General features: G+C 70.6%; 12 protein-coding genes. 2 read left to right on the top strand and 10 right to left on the bottom strand.

The features are described from left to right. Positions 1 to 49 precede the first annotated feature (49 nt). From purH to WME75_RS16175, 6 genes are all read right to left on the bottom strand, one after another. Complete coding sequence (purH, locus tag WME75_RS16200; protein WP_437491706.1) at positions 50 to 1,618, bottom strand: bifunctional phosphoribosylaminoimidazolecarboxamide formyltransferase/IMP cyclohydrolase; 1,569 nt, start codon at positions 1,616 to 1,618, stop codon at positions 50 to 52. 59 nt (positions 1,619 to 1,677) lie between these two features. Then, entirely contained in the window at positions 1,678 to 4,170 is a 2,493-nt protein-coding gene (gene lon / locus WME75_RS16195; RefSeq protein WP_437491703.1) for an endopeptidase La, read from the bottom strand. Positions 4,171 to 4,414: 244 nt separating this feature from the next. After that, on the bottom strand, positions 4,415 to 5,671 hold the full coding sequence (gene clpX, locus WME75_RS16190) for an ATP-dependent Clp protease ATP-binding subunit ClpX (protein ID WP_437491700.1): 1,257 nt from the start codon (positions 5,669 to 5,671) through the stop codon (positions 4,415 to 4,417). A gap of 326 nt (positions 5,672 to 5,997) precedes the next feature. Beyond that, positions 5,998 to 6,642 carry an ATP-dependent Clp protease proteolytic subunit gene (locus WME75_RS16185; RefSeq protein WP_437491697.1) on the bottom strand — a complete coding sequence of 215 codons (645 nt, stop codon included), beginning with the start codon at positions 6,640 to 6,642 and terminating at the stop codon, positions 5,998 to 6,000. Positions 6,643 to 6,977: 335 nt separating this feature from the next. Next, positions 6,978 to 8,246, bottom strand: coding sequence for a trigger factor (gene tig / locus WME75_RS16180; protein WP_437491695.1), 1,269 nt, complete (start codon positions 8,244 to 8,246; stop codon positions 6,978 to 6,980). 214 nt (positions 8,247 to 8,460) lie between these two features. After that, positions 8,461 to 8,622, bottom strand: coding sequence for a transcriptional regulator (locus WME75_RS16175; protein WP_437491693.1), 162 nt, complete (start codon positions 8,620 to 8,622; stop codon positions 8,461 to 8,463). 659 nt (positions 8,623 to 9,281) lie between these two features. Between WME75_RS16175 and WME75_RS16170 the strand changes: the two genes are divergently transcribed. Both WME75_RS16170 and WME75_RS16165 read left to right on the top strand, forming a co-directional pair. Continuing rightward, positions 9,282 to 10,208, top strand: a complete 927-nt coding sequence (locus tag WME75_RS16170; RefSeq protein WP_437491691.1) for a ParA family protein — start codon at positions 9,282 to 9,284, stop codon at positions 10,206 to 10,208. Continuing rightward, the gene (locus WME75_RS16165) at positions 10,205 to 11,116 is read left to right on the top strand and encodes a ParB/RepB/Spo0J family partition protein (protein ID WP_437491688.1); all 912 of its coding nucleotides are present in this window, start codon (positions 10,205 to 10,207) and stop codon (positions 11,114 to 11,116) included. Before WME75_RS16170 ends, WME75_RS16165 begins: the two co-directional genes overlap by 4 nt. Positions 11,117 to 11,159: 43 nt before the next feature. Here the strand turns inward: WME75_RS16165 and WME75_RS16160 are convergent, their stop codons facing one another. Genes WME75_RS16160 through WME75_RS16145 form a run of 4 tightly spaced genes read right to left on the bottom strand, consistent with a single transcriptional unit; the run spans position 11,160 to position 16,236 of the window. Continuing rightward, positions 11,160 to 12,218 (bottom strand): tetratricopeptide repeat protein, encoded by a 1,059-nt coding sequence (locus WME75_RS16160; protein ID WP_437491685.1) that lies wholly within the window; start codon positions 12,216 to 12,218, stop codon positions 11,160 to 11,162. After that, on the bottom strand, positions 12,215 to 15,076 hold the full coding sequence (gene glnD, locus WME75_RS16155; protein WP_437491683.1) for a [protein-PII] uridylyltransferase: 2,862 nt from the start codon (positions 15,074 to 15,076) through the stop codon (positions 12,215 to 12,217). The genes WME75_RS16160 and glnD overlap by 4 nt, the downstream gene beginning before the upstream one ends. A 19-nt stretch (positions 15,077 to 15,095) precedes the next feature. Further along, a complete protein-coding gene (locus WME75_RS16150) occupies positions 15,096 to 15,929 on the bottom strand; it encodes a CheR family methyltransferase (RefSeq protein WP_437491680.1) in 834 nt (277 codons plus the stop codon). A 16-nt stretch (positions 15,930 to 15,945) separates the two neighbouring features. Continuing rightward, positions 15,946 to 16,236 carry a hypothetical protein gene (locus tag WME75_RS16145; RefSeq protein ID WP_437491677.1) on the bottom strand — a complete coding sequence of 97 codons (291 nt, stop codon included), beginning with the start codon at positions 16,234 to 16,236 and terminating at the stop codon, positions 15,946 to 15,948. Positions 16,237 to 16,325: the final 89 nt, after the last annotated feature.

Raw genomic sequence — 16,325 nt, 5'->3', positions numbered from 1 at the left:
GGACGGGGCCGGGACGAGGGCTGGCCAGCTGGGGCGGGGGCGGGCCGGCTCAGTGACGGAAGTGCCGGACCCCGGTGAACACCATCGCAACCCCCGCCGCGTCCGCCGCGGCGATGACCTCCGGGTCCCTCACGCTGCCTCCCGGCTGCGCGACCGCCGTGATCCCGTGCTCGGCGGCGAGCGCCAGGCCGTCCGGGAACGGGAAGTAAGCGTCCGACGCGAGGACGCTCCCGCGAGCCCGCTCGCCCGCCTTGCTGCAGGCGATGCGCACGCTCTCGACCCGCGACATCTGTCCGGCGCCGACCCCGACCGTGCTCCCGGGCACCGTGAGCACAATCGCGTTGGATTTCACGTGCTTGCAAACGCGCCAGCCGAGATCGAGCGCGTCGATCTCCTGCGCCGTGGGCGCCCGCTTCGTCACGACCTTGCCGCCGCGCACCTCGCCCCCCGCGGTCGCGTCCCGATCCTGGACCACGAGGCCCCCGCCGACGCGCTTGAACGTCAACTCCCGGTGATCCGCGGGCAGGAGCGCGCCGGTCGCGAGCACCCGGAGGTTCTTCTTCGTCCGGAGCACCTCCAGCGCCTCGGGGGCGTAGGCAGGCGCGATCACGCACTCCAGGAACGTCTCGATAAGCACCTCCGCCGCCGCCCGGTCGACCTCGCGGTTCAGCGCCACGATCCCGCCAAAGGCGCTCACCGGGTCCGCCTCGCGCGCCGTCCGGTAGGCGGCCGCGAGATCGCTGCCGATCGCGACGCCGCACGGGTTCGTGTGCTTCACGACGACCGCGGCGGGCTGGGTGAGCTCGCGCACCGCCTCGAACGCCGCGTCCACGTCGACGAGGTTGTTGAACGAGAGCTCCTTGCCGCCCGCACCCAGCGACTCGGCCAGCGCGAGCGACCCCACGGCCGCGCCGCGCTCGCGGTAGAAGGCGCCCGACTGGTGCGGGTTCTCGCCGTACCGGAGCGGATAGGCCCGCTCGAGGGCGAGCGTCAGGAAGCGCGGGTAGGCCTCGCGCTCGTCGGCGCTCGGCTCGCCCTCCTCCGGCAGCGACGACAGGTAGCCGGACACCATCCCGTCGTAAGCCGCCGTGTGGGCGAACGCCTTCGTGGCCAGCCGGCGGCGCGTGGAGCTCGACACCTCACCCGCCCTGTCGATCTCGGCGAGCACCGCGTCGTAGTCGGCCGGATCGACCACCACCGCCACGCGCGCGTGGTTCTTGGCCGCGCTCCGCACCATCGACGGCCCGCCGATATCGATGTTCTCGATGATCTCGGGGTGCGTGACCCCCGGCTTCCGGACCGTCGCCTCGAACGGATAGAGATTGCACACGACGAGATCGATCGGCTGGCCCCCGAGCCGCGCGAGGTCGTCCTCGTCGATCGCGCCGCGCATCAGGATGCCGCCGTGCACCCGGGGATGGAGCGTCTTCACCCGCCCATCCATCACCTCGGGCGAGCCGGTATAGGCCTCCACGCCGACGACCGGCACGTTGGCGTCCTGGAGCGCCCGCTGCGTCCCCCCGGTCGAGAGGATCTCCACGCCCTTTTCCGCGAGCCGCCGGGCCAGCGGGAGCAGGCCCGTCTTGTCGGATACCGAGATCAATGCGCGTCGAATCATCGCGACGCCAGCTAGTGCGTCTCGACGCGCGCCGCCAGCCTATCCGTCCGTCGCCGCGCTCACGCGCCGGGCGGGGCAGCCGGCGTCGGCTCGCCGGCCGCGGCCGGCGGCGCCTTGACCGGCGCGGCCTCGGTCACGAGCTCGCCGTCCCGGTACTCCAGGACGCCCTTGGGCGGCCCGAAGATCGCGTAGGCGTCGGGCAGGACGAGCGCCTCGCGGAGCACGTCGTCCACGTGCTCCACGAGCACGAGCCGCAGCGACTTCAGCACACGCCGGGGCACGTCCCGCAGATCCTTCCGGTTCTCCTTCGGCAGGATCACGGTCGTGATGCCGCCGCGATGGGCGGCGAGCAGCTTCTCCTTGAGCCCGCCGATCGGCATCACCCGGCCGCGCAGGGTGATCTCGCCCGTCATCGCGAGATCCCGCCGGACGGGCACCTTCATCAGCGCGCTCACGAGCGCGGTCACCATGGTGACGCCGGCGCTGGGCCCGTCCTTCCGGACGAAATCGGGGAAGTGAATGTGGACGTCGACCTTCTGATAGACGTCCGCCTCGAGCCCGAGGCGATCGAGGCGCGAGCGCACGTAGCTCATCGCCGCGTGCCCGCTCTCCTCCATCCCCTTCTCGAGCAGCCCGGTGATGACGAGCTTGCCCTTGCCCGGGACCACCGTCGCCTCGGCCGGGAGCAGATCGCCTCCGACGTTGGTCACGGCCAGGCCGTTCACGAGGCCGACCTCGTCGCGCTCCTCGCGCCTGCCGAGCCGGAACTTCGGCACGCCGAGGTACTTCGGGATGCTCTTCGCGACGACCTCGATCGGCTTCTCCTTGCCGTCCGACACGACCTTCCGGGCCACCTTGCGGCACACGCTCGCGATCTCGCGCTCCAGCGAGCGCACGCCGCTCTCCTTCGTGTAGTGGTGGATGATCGTCCGGAGCGCCCCCTCGGTGAAGTCGAGCGACACGTCCTCGAGGCCGCACTCCTTCCGCTGCCGGGGCACGAGGTACTTCACCGCGATGTTCAGCTTCTCGAACTCCGTGTAACCCGAGAGCTGGATGACCTCCATGCGGTCCTGGAGAGGCACCGGGATGCCGGACAGCGTGTTCGCCGTCGTGATGAACATCACGTCGGAGAGGTCGTAATCGAGATCCAGGTAGTGATCGTTGAAGGTGTGGTTCTGCTCCGGATCGAGCACCTCGAGCAGCGCCGCCGCCGGATCCCCGCGGAAGTCGGTCGACATCTTGTCGACCTCGTCGAGCAGGAAAACGGGGTTGTTCGTCCCGACCTTCTTGAGCGACTGGATCAGCTTGCCAGGCAGCGCGCCGATGTACGTCCGCCGGTGGCCGCGGATCTCCGCCTCGTCGCGCACGCCGCCGAGCGACAGCCGCACGAACTTGCGCCCCGTCGCGCGCGCGATCGACTTCGCCAGGCTCGTCTTGCCGACGCCGGGCGGGCCCACGAAGCAGAGCACCGGCCCCTTGAGCTTCTTCGTCAGCGCCTGGACCGCGAGGTACTCGAGGATCCGCTCCTTGATCTTCTTCAGGCCGTAATGGTCCTCATCGAGGATCCGCTCGGCCTCGACGAGGTCATAACGCTCCTCGCTCTTGTCGTACCAGGGGAGCTCCAGGATCCAGTCGATGTAGTTGCGCACCACGGTCGCCTCGGCGCTCGTGGGGTGCATCATCTTGAGCTTCTTGAGCTCCTTCTTGACCTTGGCGGCGGCCTCCTTGCTCATCCGCTTGGTCTTGAGGGCCTCCTCGATCTCCTGGATCTCGTTCTTGAACTCGTCGCGCTCGCCGCCGCCCAGCTCCTTCTGGATGGCCTGCATCTGCTCGTTGAGGTAGTATTCCTTCTGCGTCTTCTCCATCTGCTTCTTGACGCGACTCCGGATCTTCTTCTCCACCTGGAGAATCTCGATCTCGGACTGCATCAGCTCGATGAGACGCTCGAGCCGCTTCTGCGGCTCCTCCATCTCGAGCAGCGCTTGCCGGTCCGTCAGCTTGATGGTCGGCAGGTTGGCGATGATGGTGTCGGCGAGCCTCGAGGCCTCGTCGATCGCCTGCACCGCCATCAGGACCTCGGGCTGGATCTTCTTGTTGAGCTTGACGTACATCTCGAACGTCGACTGGACCGAGCGCATCAGCGCCTCGACCTCGACGCTCGCCACCGAGCTCTCGACGATCTCGTCGTACTCGATCAGGAAGTACGCATCGCTCTGGACGTAACGACGGATGCGCGCCCGGCGCTTGCCCTCGATGAGGACCTTGACGGTCCCGTCCGGCAGGCGGAGCAGCTGCATGATGGCGCCGACCGAGCCGACGCCGAAGATGTCGTCCGGCGTCGGGTCGTTCGTCTTCGCGTTCCGCTGCGCGGCCAGGAAGATCTCCTTGCCGCGGTTCATCGCCTCGTCGAGCGCGGCGATGCTGCGCTCGCGCCCGACGAACAGCTGTGAGACCATGTGTGGAAAGACGATGATGTCGCGTAGCGGGAGCAACGGGACGATCCCGCGCTCGGGTGCGTTCTTGCCGCGATCACTGTCGTTCTTGAAGAACATCCGCCGTCTTTCCGGGAGTATCGGGAGGCCGGGGCAGCCCCCACCTCGGTTGTCACACGTGGCTTGATCTACTGCTGAACTTCCACCGGAGCCGCGCGCGTCCCCCCGGGGACGCGCGCGATGCCGGCATCATCGAAGGGGGCGATCCAGGTGTTCGAGGCGAGGGCGCGCCGCACACGCGCCTTCCACCACGGCGCGCGCTCGGGCCGCGCGCCCTGACCCAAGAACCCCCTCGGGGCGAGCGCTACGCGAGCTCCGCCTCCTTCGTGTACACGATGAGCGGCGCCTCGTGCTTGACGATCACGTCCTCGCTGACGACGACCTCCTTGATGCCCGTGCGGGACGGGACGTCGTACATGATGTCGAGCATCGCCGACTCGAGGATCGCGCGCAGGCCGCGGGCGCCGCTGTTCCTCTCGAGGGCCTGGCGGGCCACCGCGACGAGCGCGCCCCGGGTGAACTTGAGCTTCACCCCGTCCATCTCGAAGAGCTTCTGGTACTGCTTGACCAGGCTGTTCTTCGGCTTCGTGAGGATGTCGATCAGCGCCTCCTCGTTGAGCTCGTGCAGCGTCGCGATGATCGGAAGGCGGCCGATGAACTCGGGGATGAGCCCGAACTTGAGGAGGTCCTCCGGCTGGACGACGCTGAGCAGATCGCCCAGCTTGAAGTCCTTCTTCGCCTTGATCTCCGCGCCGAAGCCGAGCGTGTTCTGGCCGGTGCGCCGCTGGATGATCTGGTCCAGGCCGACGAACGCGCCGCCGCAGATGAACAGGATGTTCGTCGTGTCGACCTGGAGGAAGTCCTGCTGCGGGTGCTTGCGTCCGCCCTTCGGCGGGACGTTGGCGATCGTCCCCTCGATGATCTTGAGCAGCGCCTGCTGCACGCCCTCGCCCGAGACGTCGCGCGTGATGCTCGGGTTGTCGCTCTTCCGGCTGATCTTGTCGATCTCGTCGATGTAGACGATGCCGCGCTGCGCGCGCTCGACGTCGTGATCCGCGTTCTGGAGGAGCTGGACGATGATGTTCTCGACGTCCTCGCCGACGTAGCCGGCCTCGGTCAGCGTCGTCGCGTCCGCGATCGCGAACGGGACGTTGATGATCTTGGCGAGCGTCTGCGCAAGGAGCGTCTTGCCGGAGCCCGTCGGGCCCAGCAGGAGGATGTTCGACTTGGACAGCTCCACATCGTCCGCGGCGACCCGGCTGTCGATGCGCTTGTAGTGGTTGTGAACCGCCACAGCGAGGATCTTCTTGGCGCGGTTCTGGCCGACGACGTACTCATCCAGCGTCGCCTTGATGTCGGCGGGCTTGGGGACCGGGGTCGACCCCGCGTACGGCTCGTCCTTCTCGACCTCCTCCGCGATGATGTCATTGCAGAGCCCGATGCACTCATCACAGATGTACACCGTGGGGCCCGCGATGAGCTTCTTCACCTCTTTCTGCGATTTACCGCAGAAGGAGCAGCTTAAATTGCCATTCGAGTGATCGTCCCGCCTTCGCTCCACTTCGACCCTCAGTGCGGCCGGCCGACGCGTCCGCTTCGATGAGAGGTAGGGTCCCGCCGCGGCGGCCCCTCCAACTTGGAACGGGAACGGCTTCCACCGTTCCCTGTATTTTCAGCGATGCGCAGCCAAACGCCGCGCCCGGATTCTAGTCCGGTGCCCGTACCGTCGCAAGCTAACGGGGGTGGTCTCCAGCCTGTGGCCGAAGTCAGGGAATCGCCTGATGGCGCCGCGGCGCGCGCCCTCGATGAGGCTGCGCGCCGCAGGCCGACGCCGCTCGCGCCAGCCCTCCGCCAGGGCACGCCCGCCGGACGAGGGGGCGCGGGCACCTACTTGATCCGCTTCGGGAAGACCTCGTCGATGAGGCCATACTCCTTGGCCTGCGTCGCGCTCAGGTAGAAGTCGCGCTCGATGTCCTTCGCCAGCTCGTCCCGGTTCTTGCCGGTCGCTTCGACGAGGATGTCGATCAGCGTCTCCTTGATCTTCTTGATCTCGCGCGCCTGGATCTCGATGTCCGTCGCCTGACCGCGCGCGCCGCCGAGCGGCTGGTGGATCATCATCCGGGCGTGCGGCAGCGCGAAGCGCCGGCCCTTGCGACCCGCGGCGAGCAGCACGGCGCCCATCGACGCGGCCTGGCCGATGCACATCGTCGACACCGGGCACCGCACGTACTGCATCGTGTCGTACATGGCGAGCCCCGACGTCACCACGCCGCCCGGGCTGTTGATGTAGACCTGGATCTCCTTCTCGGGATCCTCGCTCTCCAGGAAGAGGAACTGCGCGATCACGGCGTTCGCGACGAAGTCATCGATCTCCGTGCCGATGAAGACGATGCGATCCTTGAGGAGGCGGCTGAAGATGTTCCACTCCCGCTCGCCGCGGTGGGTCACTTCCGTGACCGTCGGGAGGATGTAGGCCTTCTCGCGTTCGAGAAACTCGATGGCTTGGGTGCGGGTTTCGACTCGTCGGGTCATCCGGTGCTCCGGGGGGTTTCCTGCCGCGCGGCAGGGCTTCTACTCCTGGGCCAGACTGCGTCCGATCGCAAGACCGAACGCGCCCGAGGTTACCGGAAATGTCGGCCGCTCGTTGGCATCCGCGCCTGCGCGCCTGCGCGCCTGCGCGCCTTCGCGCCTCCGCGCTTCCGCACAGATTGCGCGGGGCGCGCGAAGCGCCGGCGCGCCGCGCGTTGAACGCACGCTCGACGCACGCTCGACGTACGCGATGTGGCTCGATGAGGGCGCCGCGCAGCCACGCGCGACACGACCCGGACGAACTGCGCCGCCGGATCGGCTCCGGCGGCGCGCCGTGGCTAGCTCGCGTCCGTGACCTTCGCGGCGGCCTCGATGATGTCGAGGATCTTGTCCTCGAGGATCATCCCGGCGAAGAGCTCGCGCTTCTGGGGCTCGCGGTACTCCGCCTTGATCTTCGCGACGTTCTTGCCGCTCTGCTCGGCGAGCTCCTGGTAGCCCTTCTCGAGATCGGCCTCGGTGATCCTGACCTCCTTCGCCTTCGCGATCTCGGCCATGGCCAGGCCCGCGCGCACCTTCATCTCGGCGTCGAGCCGCACGCGGGCGCGGAACTCCGGCGTCGGATCGACGCGCTGCCCCTGCCGCCGGGCCGTCGCGAGCAGCTCGCGCTCGGCGAGCTGCGCCTGCTGATCGACGAGCGACGGCGGGACCGGGATCGGGTTCGCCTTGCAGAGCTCGATCACGAGCTGCTCGGCGACCGCGTCGCTCGCGCGCTGGGTCAGCTCCTTCTCGATCTTCTTGCGGACCGCCTCGCGGAGCGCGGGGAGGCTCTCCTCGCCGCAGTCCTTCGCGAACTCGTCGTCGACCTCCGGGAAGATGCGCTCACGCAGGTCCTTCAGCGTGATGTGGAAGAGCGCCTGCTTGCCCCGCAGATCCGCGTTCGAGTGCTGCTCGGAGAACGTGACCGGGACGTCCTTCGACTGGCCCGGCGTCATCCCGAGGAGCGCGTCCTCGATCTCCTTGAAGATCTGGCCGCTGCCGAGCTCGGTCTCGATCTCCTGCTGCTTCGTGTCGCGGAGGGCGCCGGCGACCTCGAGCGTGAAGGAGAGCGTCGCCATGTCCCCCTTGGCGCCCGGGCGCTCCGGGTCCGGCGCCTGCAGCGTCGAGTGCTCGCGCCGGAGGGCGGTGAGCTCGGCGTCGATCATCTCCTCCGTCGGCGTGGTCGAGGGGCGCTTCACCTCGAAGCCCTCCCACTTCACCTCGGCGATGTCGGGGCGGACCTCGAAGCGGGCCTTGTAGGAGAACGCGTCGTCCGGGCGCAGCTCGGCGGGCGCGATCGCCGGCTGGGACAGGGGCTGCACCTGCTTGTCGGCGAGCGCCTGGTTCAGCGTGGAGTCGACGAGCCGCTGGGCGACATCGGCGTGGATGCGGCCGCCGTAGAGGTGCGCGAGCACCTGGCGCGGCGCCTTGCCAGGCCGGTAGCCCCGGACCCGGGCCGTCCGCTGGAGCGCCGAATAGGCCTTGTCGACCTCGCTCCGGACCCGGTCCGCGGGGACCTCCACCTGAAACTCCATCAGCACGGGAGAAAGCTTTTCGACGTTGACTTGCATGGCGTTTTTTTCGAAGGGCGGCACTCGTGCCACGCGTCGCTGGGGGGGTCAAGCCACGCGTCGCTGGGGGGTCGAGACGACCGACAGGACGCTGCTTTAAAAAAAGGAGCCCCGGCGGAGAGGCGGCCGCCGGGGCTCGGGGATCCCGGGAGGGATCGTGCAAGCTGATGTGCCGCGCGGCGCCCGCACCGGCGCGAGCGCGGGGCCGTCGCGCTCAGTCGTTGTCCGAGGCGTCGAAGGGGTCCTTCTCGAAATCGAGCTCGGCGTCGAAGGGGCCCTCCTCGACGATGTCTTCGAGCGAGAAGCCCACACGGTTCGGGCGGAGAATCTCGCGCTCGAACTCTGCAAAGTTCTGATACGACCTGGGAAGCGGCATCTGTCCTCCTCACATGTGCCGAGGCGACGTCATGGCGTCGGTCTGCTCGGCGAAGCTGGGCACCACGTCCGTGATCAAGGAGCGGTCAGCGCCGACCCTCGACGCGCGTCGAGGGCAGACGACGGCGCGAGCCGAGCGCCGACCTGCGTTGAAGCGAAGGCGAAAGCACGAGGACCTGCGCAGGAGCGAGCACCGCAGGCTCGCGCCCGTCGCACCAGAACGCGTGGGCAAGGATCCGATCGACCGGGCCGGAGTCGCCGCTGGACAGCAGCGCCCCCCCGAGGCCGAAGCAACGACCTCGCCCGCGGGCCAACGGCCCCGTCGTTCGATCACTTTTGCCTACACCAAGCGACATGTGGGCCACTGTAGACACCCCTGCCGTTCAGGCCAACAATCCGACGAGCGAACGGTGGGGGAACGGCGGGCGGGCGGGCGCCGCCCAGCGTCCGGGGCATGCCCGAGCGCCGCGGCCCGGCCGCCTGGAGGCGTGCTCCCGGGGCGCTGGCGGGGCGCTGGCGAGGCGTTGAACGCGCGCCCGGAGCCTGCGTCAGGCCGGGCCGGACCCGCGCGTCCGTTCGAACATGCAGCGGAGACGCCTGCATCTCTCGACGTGCCGGTGGGGGTCGTGTAAGCAGCCGGGTCGGACGCGACACAGCACGATGCCATCGCACAACCAGGGGGGCGCGCCCGGCAAGCCCGGTTCCGCTCCCAAGCCTTCGCCTGTCATCTTCGCCGTCGCCAACCAGAAGGGGGGCGTCGGCAAGACCACGACCTCGGTCAACCTGGCCGCGAGCTTCGCCGCGGCGGAGTACCGGACGCTGCTCGTCGACTGCGATCCTCAGGGGAACGCGTCGAGCGGCGTCGGCGTGCGGCGGGGGAGCTTCGAGCTGTCCCTCTACGACGTCCTGATCGGGCAGGCAGCGCTGAAGGAGGCGATCGTCGCGACCGAGGTGCCCTTGCTCGACGTGGTGCCGGCGACGCAGGACCTCGTCGCGGCGGAGCTCGAGCTTGTCGACGCGACCGACCGCGCGACGCGGCTGCGCCAGGCGCTGCGCCCGCAGCTCGACGGGTACGCGTTCGTCGTCCTCGACTGCCCGCCGTCGCTCGGGCTGCTCACCTTGAACGCGCTCACCGCGGCGCACCGCGTGCTCGTGCCGCTCCAGTGCGAGTACTACGCGCTCGAGGGGCTGACGCACCTCATGGCGACGATCGATCGGGTGAAGAGCGCCTTCAACCCGGAGCTCACGGTCGAGGGCGTCGTCCTGACGATGTTCGACGGGCGCAACTCGCTCACCCACCAGGTGGCCGACGAGGTGAGGGCGCACTTCCGCGTCTTCGACGCGATCATCCCGCGCAACGTGAAGCTCAGCGAGGCGCCGTCGCACGGCAAGCCGGCGCTGCTCTACGACGCCCAGTCGAAGGGGGCGCAGGGCTACCTGAGCCTCGCGCGCGAGATCCTGGACGGCCCGCCCGCCGCCGCGGCAGATCCGAAGAAGACGCAGCGCGCGAATGACGAGGCGGAGCCGCAGGCCGAGCCCCCGCCCACCACCGGAGCGCGCGCGAGGGACGCACGACCCAGATCATGAATGCCGATCAGAAAGGGGCGCGGCGCGCGCTCGGACGGGGGCTCGACGCCCTGCTCCCGGCGCCGCCGCCGGCGACGTCGAAGGCGGCCGAGGGGCGCAGCGTGTTCGTCTGCGCGATCGAGAAGATCGTCCCGCAGAAGGGGCAGCCGCGGCAGCACTTCGACGAGGCCGAGCTGGAGGAGCTCACCGGGAGCATCCGCGAGCACGGGCTCATCGAGCCGCTCATCGTGCGCAGGACGCAGGCCGGGAACGACACCTTCGAGCTCATCGCGGGCGAGCGGCGGTGGCGCGCCGCGCAGCGCGCGGGGCTCAGGGAGGTGCTCGTCGTCGTCAAGGACGTCTCCCCCAGGGAGGCGTTCGAGCTGGCGCTGGTCGAGAACGTGCAGCGGGCCGACCTGAACGCGATCGAGATCGCCGAGGCGTTCGACCGGCTGCTGCGCGAGCACAGCTACACGCACCAGACCCTCGCGGAGCGCGTCGGCAAGGACCGCACGACGATCGTCAACTCGCTCCGGCTCCTCCGGCTGCCGCAGCGGATCCGCAGCATGGTGATCTCGCGCGAGCTCAGCGAGGGCCACGCGCGCGCGCTGCTCGGGGCGCCGAGCGACAAGGTGATGGCCGACGTCGCCGAGCGGACCGTCCACGGCAAGCTCCCGGTCCGCAAGGTCGAGGCGCTGATCAAGGCGGCGAAGGAGAAGGAGAGCCGGGCCGCGGAGAGCGGCGGGGAGGACCCCGGCGAGAAGAAGCCCGCGGGGAAATCGCCCGCGATCAAGGACCTGGAGGCGCGCCTCATGCGGAGGCTCGGGACGCGCGTCGAGGTGCGCGACGAGGGCGGCCGCGGCGAGCTCGGCGTCACGTACGGCTCGCTCGACGAGCTCGACAGGATCCTCGCGCTGCTCGGCGCGTGAGCCGCCGCCCCGCTCCGGCGAGCGGGATCGGCGGGCGGCCGCGCTACTTCACCCGGACGCTGAGCTCCTTCACCCGGGCGCGGGCGCGCTTGCCGATCTCGGTGTCGCCCCCGTGCTTGCCGGCCTCGGTGAGCGCCGCGAGCGCGCTCTGCGGCTTGCGCTCGGCCAGGAACGACAGACCCAGGTAGTAGTGCGCGGCCGCGAACCGCGGGTCCACCTTGATCGCCGCCTGGAAGTCCGCGCGCGCCCCCGGCTCGTCGCCGAGCTCGTGCCGGCACGTGCCGCGGCGCACATGGAACTCCGCCTCCGGCTTCAGCTTGATGGCGCGGTCGAAGGCCGCCACGCAGTCGGCGTACGCCTTGGCCGGCCCGAGCATCCGCCCGATCGTCGCGATCGTCGCCACGTCGTCGCCGGTCGCGGCGAGCGCCTTCTTGAGCTCGGCCGCGGCCCGGTCGAGCTCCTTCGCCTCGAACAGCATCGCGCCGTAGGCGAAGCGCGTGGCGGCCGTGTCCTCGGCCTTGAGCGCCGCCTCGTAGTGCTTGCTCGCGCTCGCGACGTCGCGCTTCAGGCCGTACGCGTAGCCCAGGTTCTGGTGGAGCGCGGAGCGGCCCGGCGCCTGCTCGAGCGCCTTCGAGAGCACCGCGATCGCCTCGTCGGGCCGGGGCGGCTCGTCCAGGTAGAGCGCCGCCAGGTTCAGCGCGGCGGCCTCCAGCTTGGGATCGCTCGCGAGCGCCTTCTTGTACGACGCCTCGGCGCCGGCGCGGTCGTTCGTCTTCTCGCGCGCGAGCCCGAGGTAGTAGTGCGCCTCGGCGCTGCTCGGCTCGTGCTCGATCGCCCGGAGGAGGTGCTGCTTCGCCTCCTCGTACTTCTCGTTCTTGATGTAAGCGACGCCCCGGTCGAGCGCGCTCGTCGACGTCCCCTTCGAGGTCGCCGCGTCGCTGCCGTCGGGCGGATCGGCGAGCAGCGGATCCGCGAACTGCTCGCGCGGGGGCTCCTGCGCTCCCCCGCACGCCGCGACGCACGCCGCGAGCGCCACACACACACCGCCGCGACGAGCGGCGATCGCCGCCCGCGCCGCACGCGAAAGCCACTTCTTGTTCATCCGACACTCCCTTCGCCGTCCAGGCCCTGGAGCACCGCGTGCAGCCGCTCCTCGACCTCTTGCAGCCGTTTGCCGTTCGCGACCTTCGTCCCGTCCGCCTCGCTCACATAGAACACGTCGGCCACGCGCGTCCCCTCGGTGTTGATCTTGGCGACCGAGATCGAGAGGCCGAGCTGGTAGAGCGCGTCCGAGATCGCGAACAGGAGGCCGGGGCGGTCGCGCGTGAGGACCTCGATCACCGTGTGATGGGACGCGCGGTCGTCGATGGATATCTGCGTCTTGACCTTCGGCGTCGGGCGCTCGCGCAGCCCGCCGCCCCGGCGCTTCTTGGCGAGCTCGGCGCCCGAGATCTGGCCCGAGAGCGCCGCCTGGATGTCGGTCACGAGCTTCGGGATGGCGCGGGCCACCCCCGCGACCCCCTCGCTGCGATCGCGCACCCAGAACAGGTCGACGGCCTGCAGGCGCACGCCCGCGGGCGGAAACGAGCCCGTCCTCGCGCGGAGCACGCCGCTCTCGTCGACGCCCGGGTCGTCGCTCGCGCGCGAGTGGATCTGCGCGGCGTGGACCTCGAGGCGCGAGGAGGCGAGCGCCGCCGTGATCCCCGCGAGCAAGCCGGGTCGATCCGGCGCGACGACGCAGAGCTCCGCGGCCTCCGGGTGGCGCGACGGCACGAGCGCGACCGAGACGCTGTTTTCGCCGCCCTCCTGCTGCCGCGCGAGCTCGGAGTGCGCCGCGATCGCGGCCGGGCTGTTCGCGAGGAGGTAGCGCTCGGGCATCGACGAGAGATACCGGGCCAGGAAGTCCCGCTGCGCGCGCCGCTCCGCCTCGCTCGCGGCCGGGAGATCCTCGAGCGCGCCCACGGTGTCGCTGATCGCGCGGGCCATGCGCTGATCGTCGATGCCGAGCGGCCCGCCCTCCCCCCGCGCGCCGCGCAGGGCCGCGTCCGCCGAGAGGTAGAGCTCGTCGAGCATCCGCGCCTTCCACGACGTCATCGACGTGGGGCTCGTGGTCGACAGATCGGCGACCGTGAGCAGGTAGAGATCGCGCAGCCCCTCGCGGCCGTGCACCTCGTGGCAGAACTCCGAGATCGTCGCGGGGTCGTCGAGATCGCGCCGGGTCGCGATGAGGTACATCACGAGGTGCTTCAGGATGAGGTGGCACGCCTCGTCGATGTCCTCCGGGGGGAAGCCGAGCCGCGCCAGGATCTTGCGCGCCATCTCGGCGCCGCGCCGGCTGTGATCGGTGCCCCCGATCGCCTTGCCCACGTCGTGCAGGAGCGTGGCGAAGAACAGCATCGTCGGCCGCGTCGCCTCGGCGGCGAGCCGGCACGGGAGCCCGAACTCGGCCGCGAGCTCGCCCCGCACGAGCGCCGCCAGCCGATCGACCGCGGCGACCGAGTGCACGTCCACCGTGTACACGTGGTAGACGTCGTGGTGGACGCGCCCGACGACCGGCAAGAACTCGGGGATCATGGCGAGCAGGAGGCCGACGTCGTGCAGCTCGCGGACGACGGAGCCGCTCTGGAGCTCCGTCTCCTTGCACGTGGCGACGAGGGTCCGGAACAGCGCGGCGGCCTCGGGGCTCTCGCGGAGCGCCGCGCAGAACGCCGGGTCGCCGGCGGCGCGGACGATCGCCCCGCGCGCGTAGGGCAGCAGCGGGACGCCGCGCTCGACGGCCTCCGCGACGAGCCGCAGCGCGATCGGCGGATCGGTCCGGAGCAGATCCGGATCGCTCATCGTGATGCAGCCGTCGAAGAGGCGGATGCCGCCGCCGAGGTCCTCGTCGCGGCGGCGGCGCTTCGTGAGCGTCGGCGTGGCGCGCGAGACGATCATGTCGAGGGCCCGCGAGATGGTCCGGGCGCTCCGGTAGTAATCGCTCATCATCCGCTCGATCGCCTCGGGCGACACGGCGGGCTCGTCGGGCGGGGGCGCGCTCTTCGCGCCGCTCCCGGCCGCCTCGGCGGCCTTGTTGTAGCCGAGCACGCCCGCGCAGAGCTCCTGCTCGTCGAACGTCAGCCGGTCGGTCCTCCGCCCGGAGTGGGCGTGGAGGAGGTTGCGGATGCGCCAGAGCATCTCCGCGGCGTGGCGGATCTCCTCGGCCTCGCGGGCGACGAGCGCGCCGAAGCGGACCAGCGCGTCGAACTCGCCGACGCCGTAGCGCGCCTTCGCCGCCCAGCGGGCGACGTCGAGGTCGCGCAGCCCGCCCGCGCCGTTCTTCACGTCGGGCTCCAGCAGGTAGACCGAGCCGCCGAAGCGCTCGTGCCGCTGCGAGATCTCCTTCCCGAGCCGCTCGATGAAGCGGGGGAGCTCCGAGTGCGCGAAGAGGCCCGCGGCGGCGCGCTGCCACAGCGACTCGGACATCGACGCGTCGCCGACGACGTGCCGCCAGTCGAGCAGGCTCGTCGCGGTGGGCAGATCCTCGCGCGCGCTCTCGACGAGGTCGTCGATGGTGACGACCTGGTGCCCCACGGTGACCCCCATGTCCCAGAGCGGGTAGAGCAGCGCGTCCGCGATGGCGCTGGCGCGCTGGGCGTCGCGGGCGAGGATGCGCACGTCGAGGTCGCTCCGCAGCGCGACGGCGCCGCGGCCGTAGCCGCCGACCCCGGCGATGGCGACCGCGTCCCACGCGGCGCGGCTCGGGGAGCCGGACTCGCGCAGCAGGTGGAAGAGGCGCGCCAGGAGATCGTCGAGCAGGCGCGCGTGGCGCCGGCCGAGGGCGACCCCGAGCGCGGACGGATCCGCCGCCGGGGTGGGGCCGCTCGGCGCGGTGCGATCGAGCTCAGCGCGCTCGCGCGCGTAGGCGGCGCGGAGCTCGGCGAGCCCGCTGGGCCTGGACGTGGGGGAGAGGTCGACGCTCATGCGATGGGTTGTCGCTTTCTCAGGTGCCCGGGGCGCGGAAGGCGGTGACGTGCGCGTTCACCCTGACCGCGGTGAGGCCGGCGCCGCAGAGCCGAGGCGCCTCGCTCGCGGCCGAGAAGAGGAGCCCGCCGGGGCCGAGCTCGGCGGCGAGGCGGCGGGCGACCGCGTCGCCCGCGGGCTCCGCGAGGTACAGGAGGACGTTCTTGAAGAAGATGATCTGGAAGCCGCCGCTCGGCACGGCGTGGACCAGATCGCAGACCTCGAAGGATACGACGTCACGGAGCTTCTGGCCGACGTGCAGCGCGCCGCCCTTCTGCTCACAGTAGCGCTGAACGAAGGCCGGGGGGAGCTGGTCGGCGGCCTCGGCGGAGTAGGCGGCCTCGCGCGCCGCGTCGATCGCCGGGGCGGCGCGGTCGACCCCGAGCACGCTGAAGCGGCGGCCGGCGCTGGCGAGGACCATCCCCAGGGTATAGGCCTCCTCGCCGGTGCTGCAGCCGGCCGAGAGGCCGGCGATCGGGACGTCGGGCGGGATCCTGGGCAGCACCGCGGCGGCGATGGCCTCCCAGATGATCGGATCGCGGTAGAACCGCGTCTCGCCGACGCGGAGAGCGCTGACGATGTCCTCGATGGCCTCCCTGTCCTCGTGCAGCCGCTCGGCGGCCGCGAGCGGGGACACGCCGTGGCGCGCGGCCACGGCGCTCAGGACGGCGAGGACGCGCTCGCGCACCCATCCCGGAGCGGCGAGGCTGCGGCCCAGGCCGAAGCGGCGCTCCAGCTCGGCGAGCGCGAGGTCGACGGCCCGCTCGGCGGAGCGCGCCGCAGGACCTCCTCCCGCTCTCGGCGATCTGGCCATGGAAGGGGCGCCGCGTTCAGCCGAGGAAGCCGGCCTTCCTGGTCTGGGATCCCTTGCCGCCGCCGCCGTCGAGGGCGATGGCGAACACGTCCTTCAGCGCGAGCACGAAGGTCTCGCCCTTGGTGCTGCGCGCCTTGAGGAGCCCGCCGACGCTGAGCACGGCGTCGATCTTTGTCACCGGGAGCGCCACGCCGTCGTGGGCTGCGTAGAGCGTGAGCGCGCGCCCTTCGGGGAGCTCGGCCCAGCCGTCTTTGTCGGTCTTGGCCTCGGCCGTGTCGAGGGCTGCCTTGAGGAGGTCGTCGGTCATGACCAACGTTTCCGTCCCGCGCCCGGCCGCGTCAAGCGCGTGCTCGCCCTTACGGCAATGCAAGGCGATCGGCGTCCTGCGGGCCCCCC

The organism is Sorangium sp. So ce1014 (genome assembly GCF_051521505.1).
Lineage (GTDB): Bacteria > Myxococcota_A > Polyangia > Polyangiales > Polyangiaceae > Sorangium.
Note: the sequence above shows the minus strand (reverse complement) of the source record. Positions and strands in the feature narration are given on the sequence as shown.

What these genes read in the sequence shown, in the direction of transcription:
- WME75_RS16175 (WP_437491693.1), bottom strand. Translation starts at nt 8,622, where the DNA reads ATGCCGCTTCCCAGGTCGTATCAGAACTTTGCAGAGTTCGAGCGCGAG.
- purH (WP_437491706.1), bottom strand. Translation starts at nt 1,618, where the DNA reads ATGATTCGACGCGCATTGATCTCGGTATCCGACAAGACGGGCCTGCTC.
- WME75_RS16185 (WP_437491697.1), bottom strand. Translation starts at nt 6,642, where the DNA reads ATGACCCGACGAGTCGAAACCCGCACCCAAGCCATCGAGTTTCTCGAA.
- tig (WP_437491695.1), bottom strand. Translation starts at nt 8,246, where the DNA reads ATGCAAGTCAACGTCGAAAAGCTTTCTCCCGTGCTGATGGAGTTTCAG.
- WME75_RS16170 (WP_437491691.1), top strand. Translation starts at nt 9,282, where the DNA reads ATGCCATCGCACAACCAGGGGGGCGCGCCCGGCAAGCCCGGTTCCGCT.
- lon (WP_437491703.1), bottom strand. Translation starts at nt 4,170, where the DNA reads ATGTTCTTCAAGAACGACAGTGATCGCGGCAAGAACGCACCCGAGCGC.
- WME75_RS16150 (WP_437491680.1), bottom strand. Translation starts at nt 15,929, where the DNA reads ATGGCCAGATCGCCGAGAGCGGGAGGAGGTCCTGCGGCGCGCTCCGCC.
- WME75_RS16145 (WP_437491677.1), bottom strand. Translation starts at nt 16,236, where the DNA reads ATGACCGACGACCTCCTCAAGGCAGCCCTCGACACGGCCGAGGCCAAG.
- WME75_RS16165 (WP_437491688.1), top strand. Translation starts at nt 10,205, where the DNA reads ATGAATGCCGATCAGAAAGGGGCGCGGCGCGCGCTCGGACGGGGGCTC.
- glnD (WP_437491683.1), bottom strand. Translation starts at nt 15,076, where the DNA reads ATGAGCGTCGACCTCTCCCCCACGTCCAGGCCCAGCGGGCTCGCCGAG.
- WME75_RS16160 (WP_437491685.1), bottom strand. Translation starts at nt 12,218, where the DNA reads ATGAACAAGAAGTGGCTTTCGCGTGCGGCGCGGGCGGCGATCGCCGCT.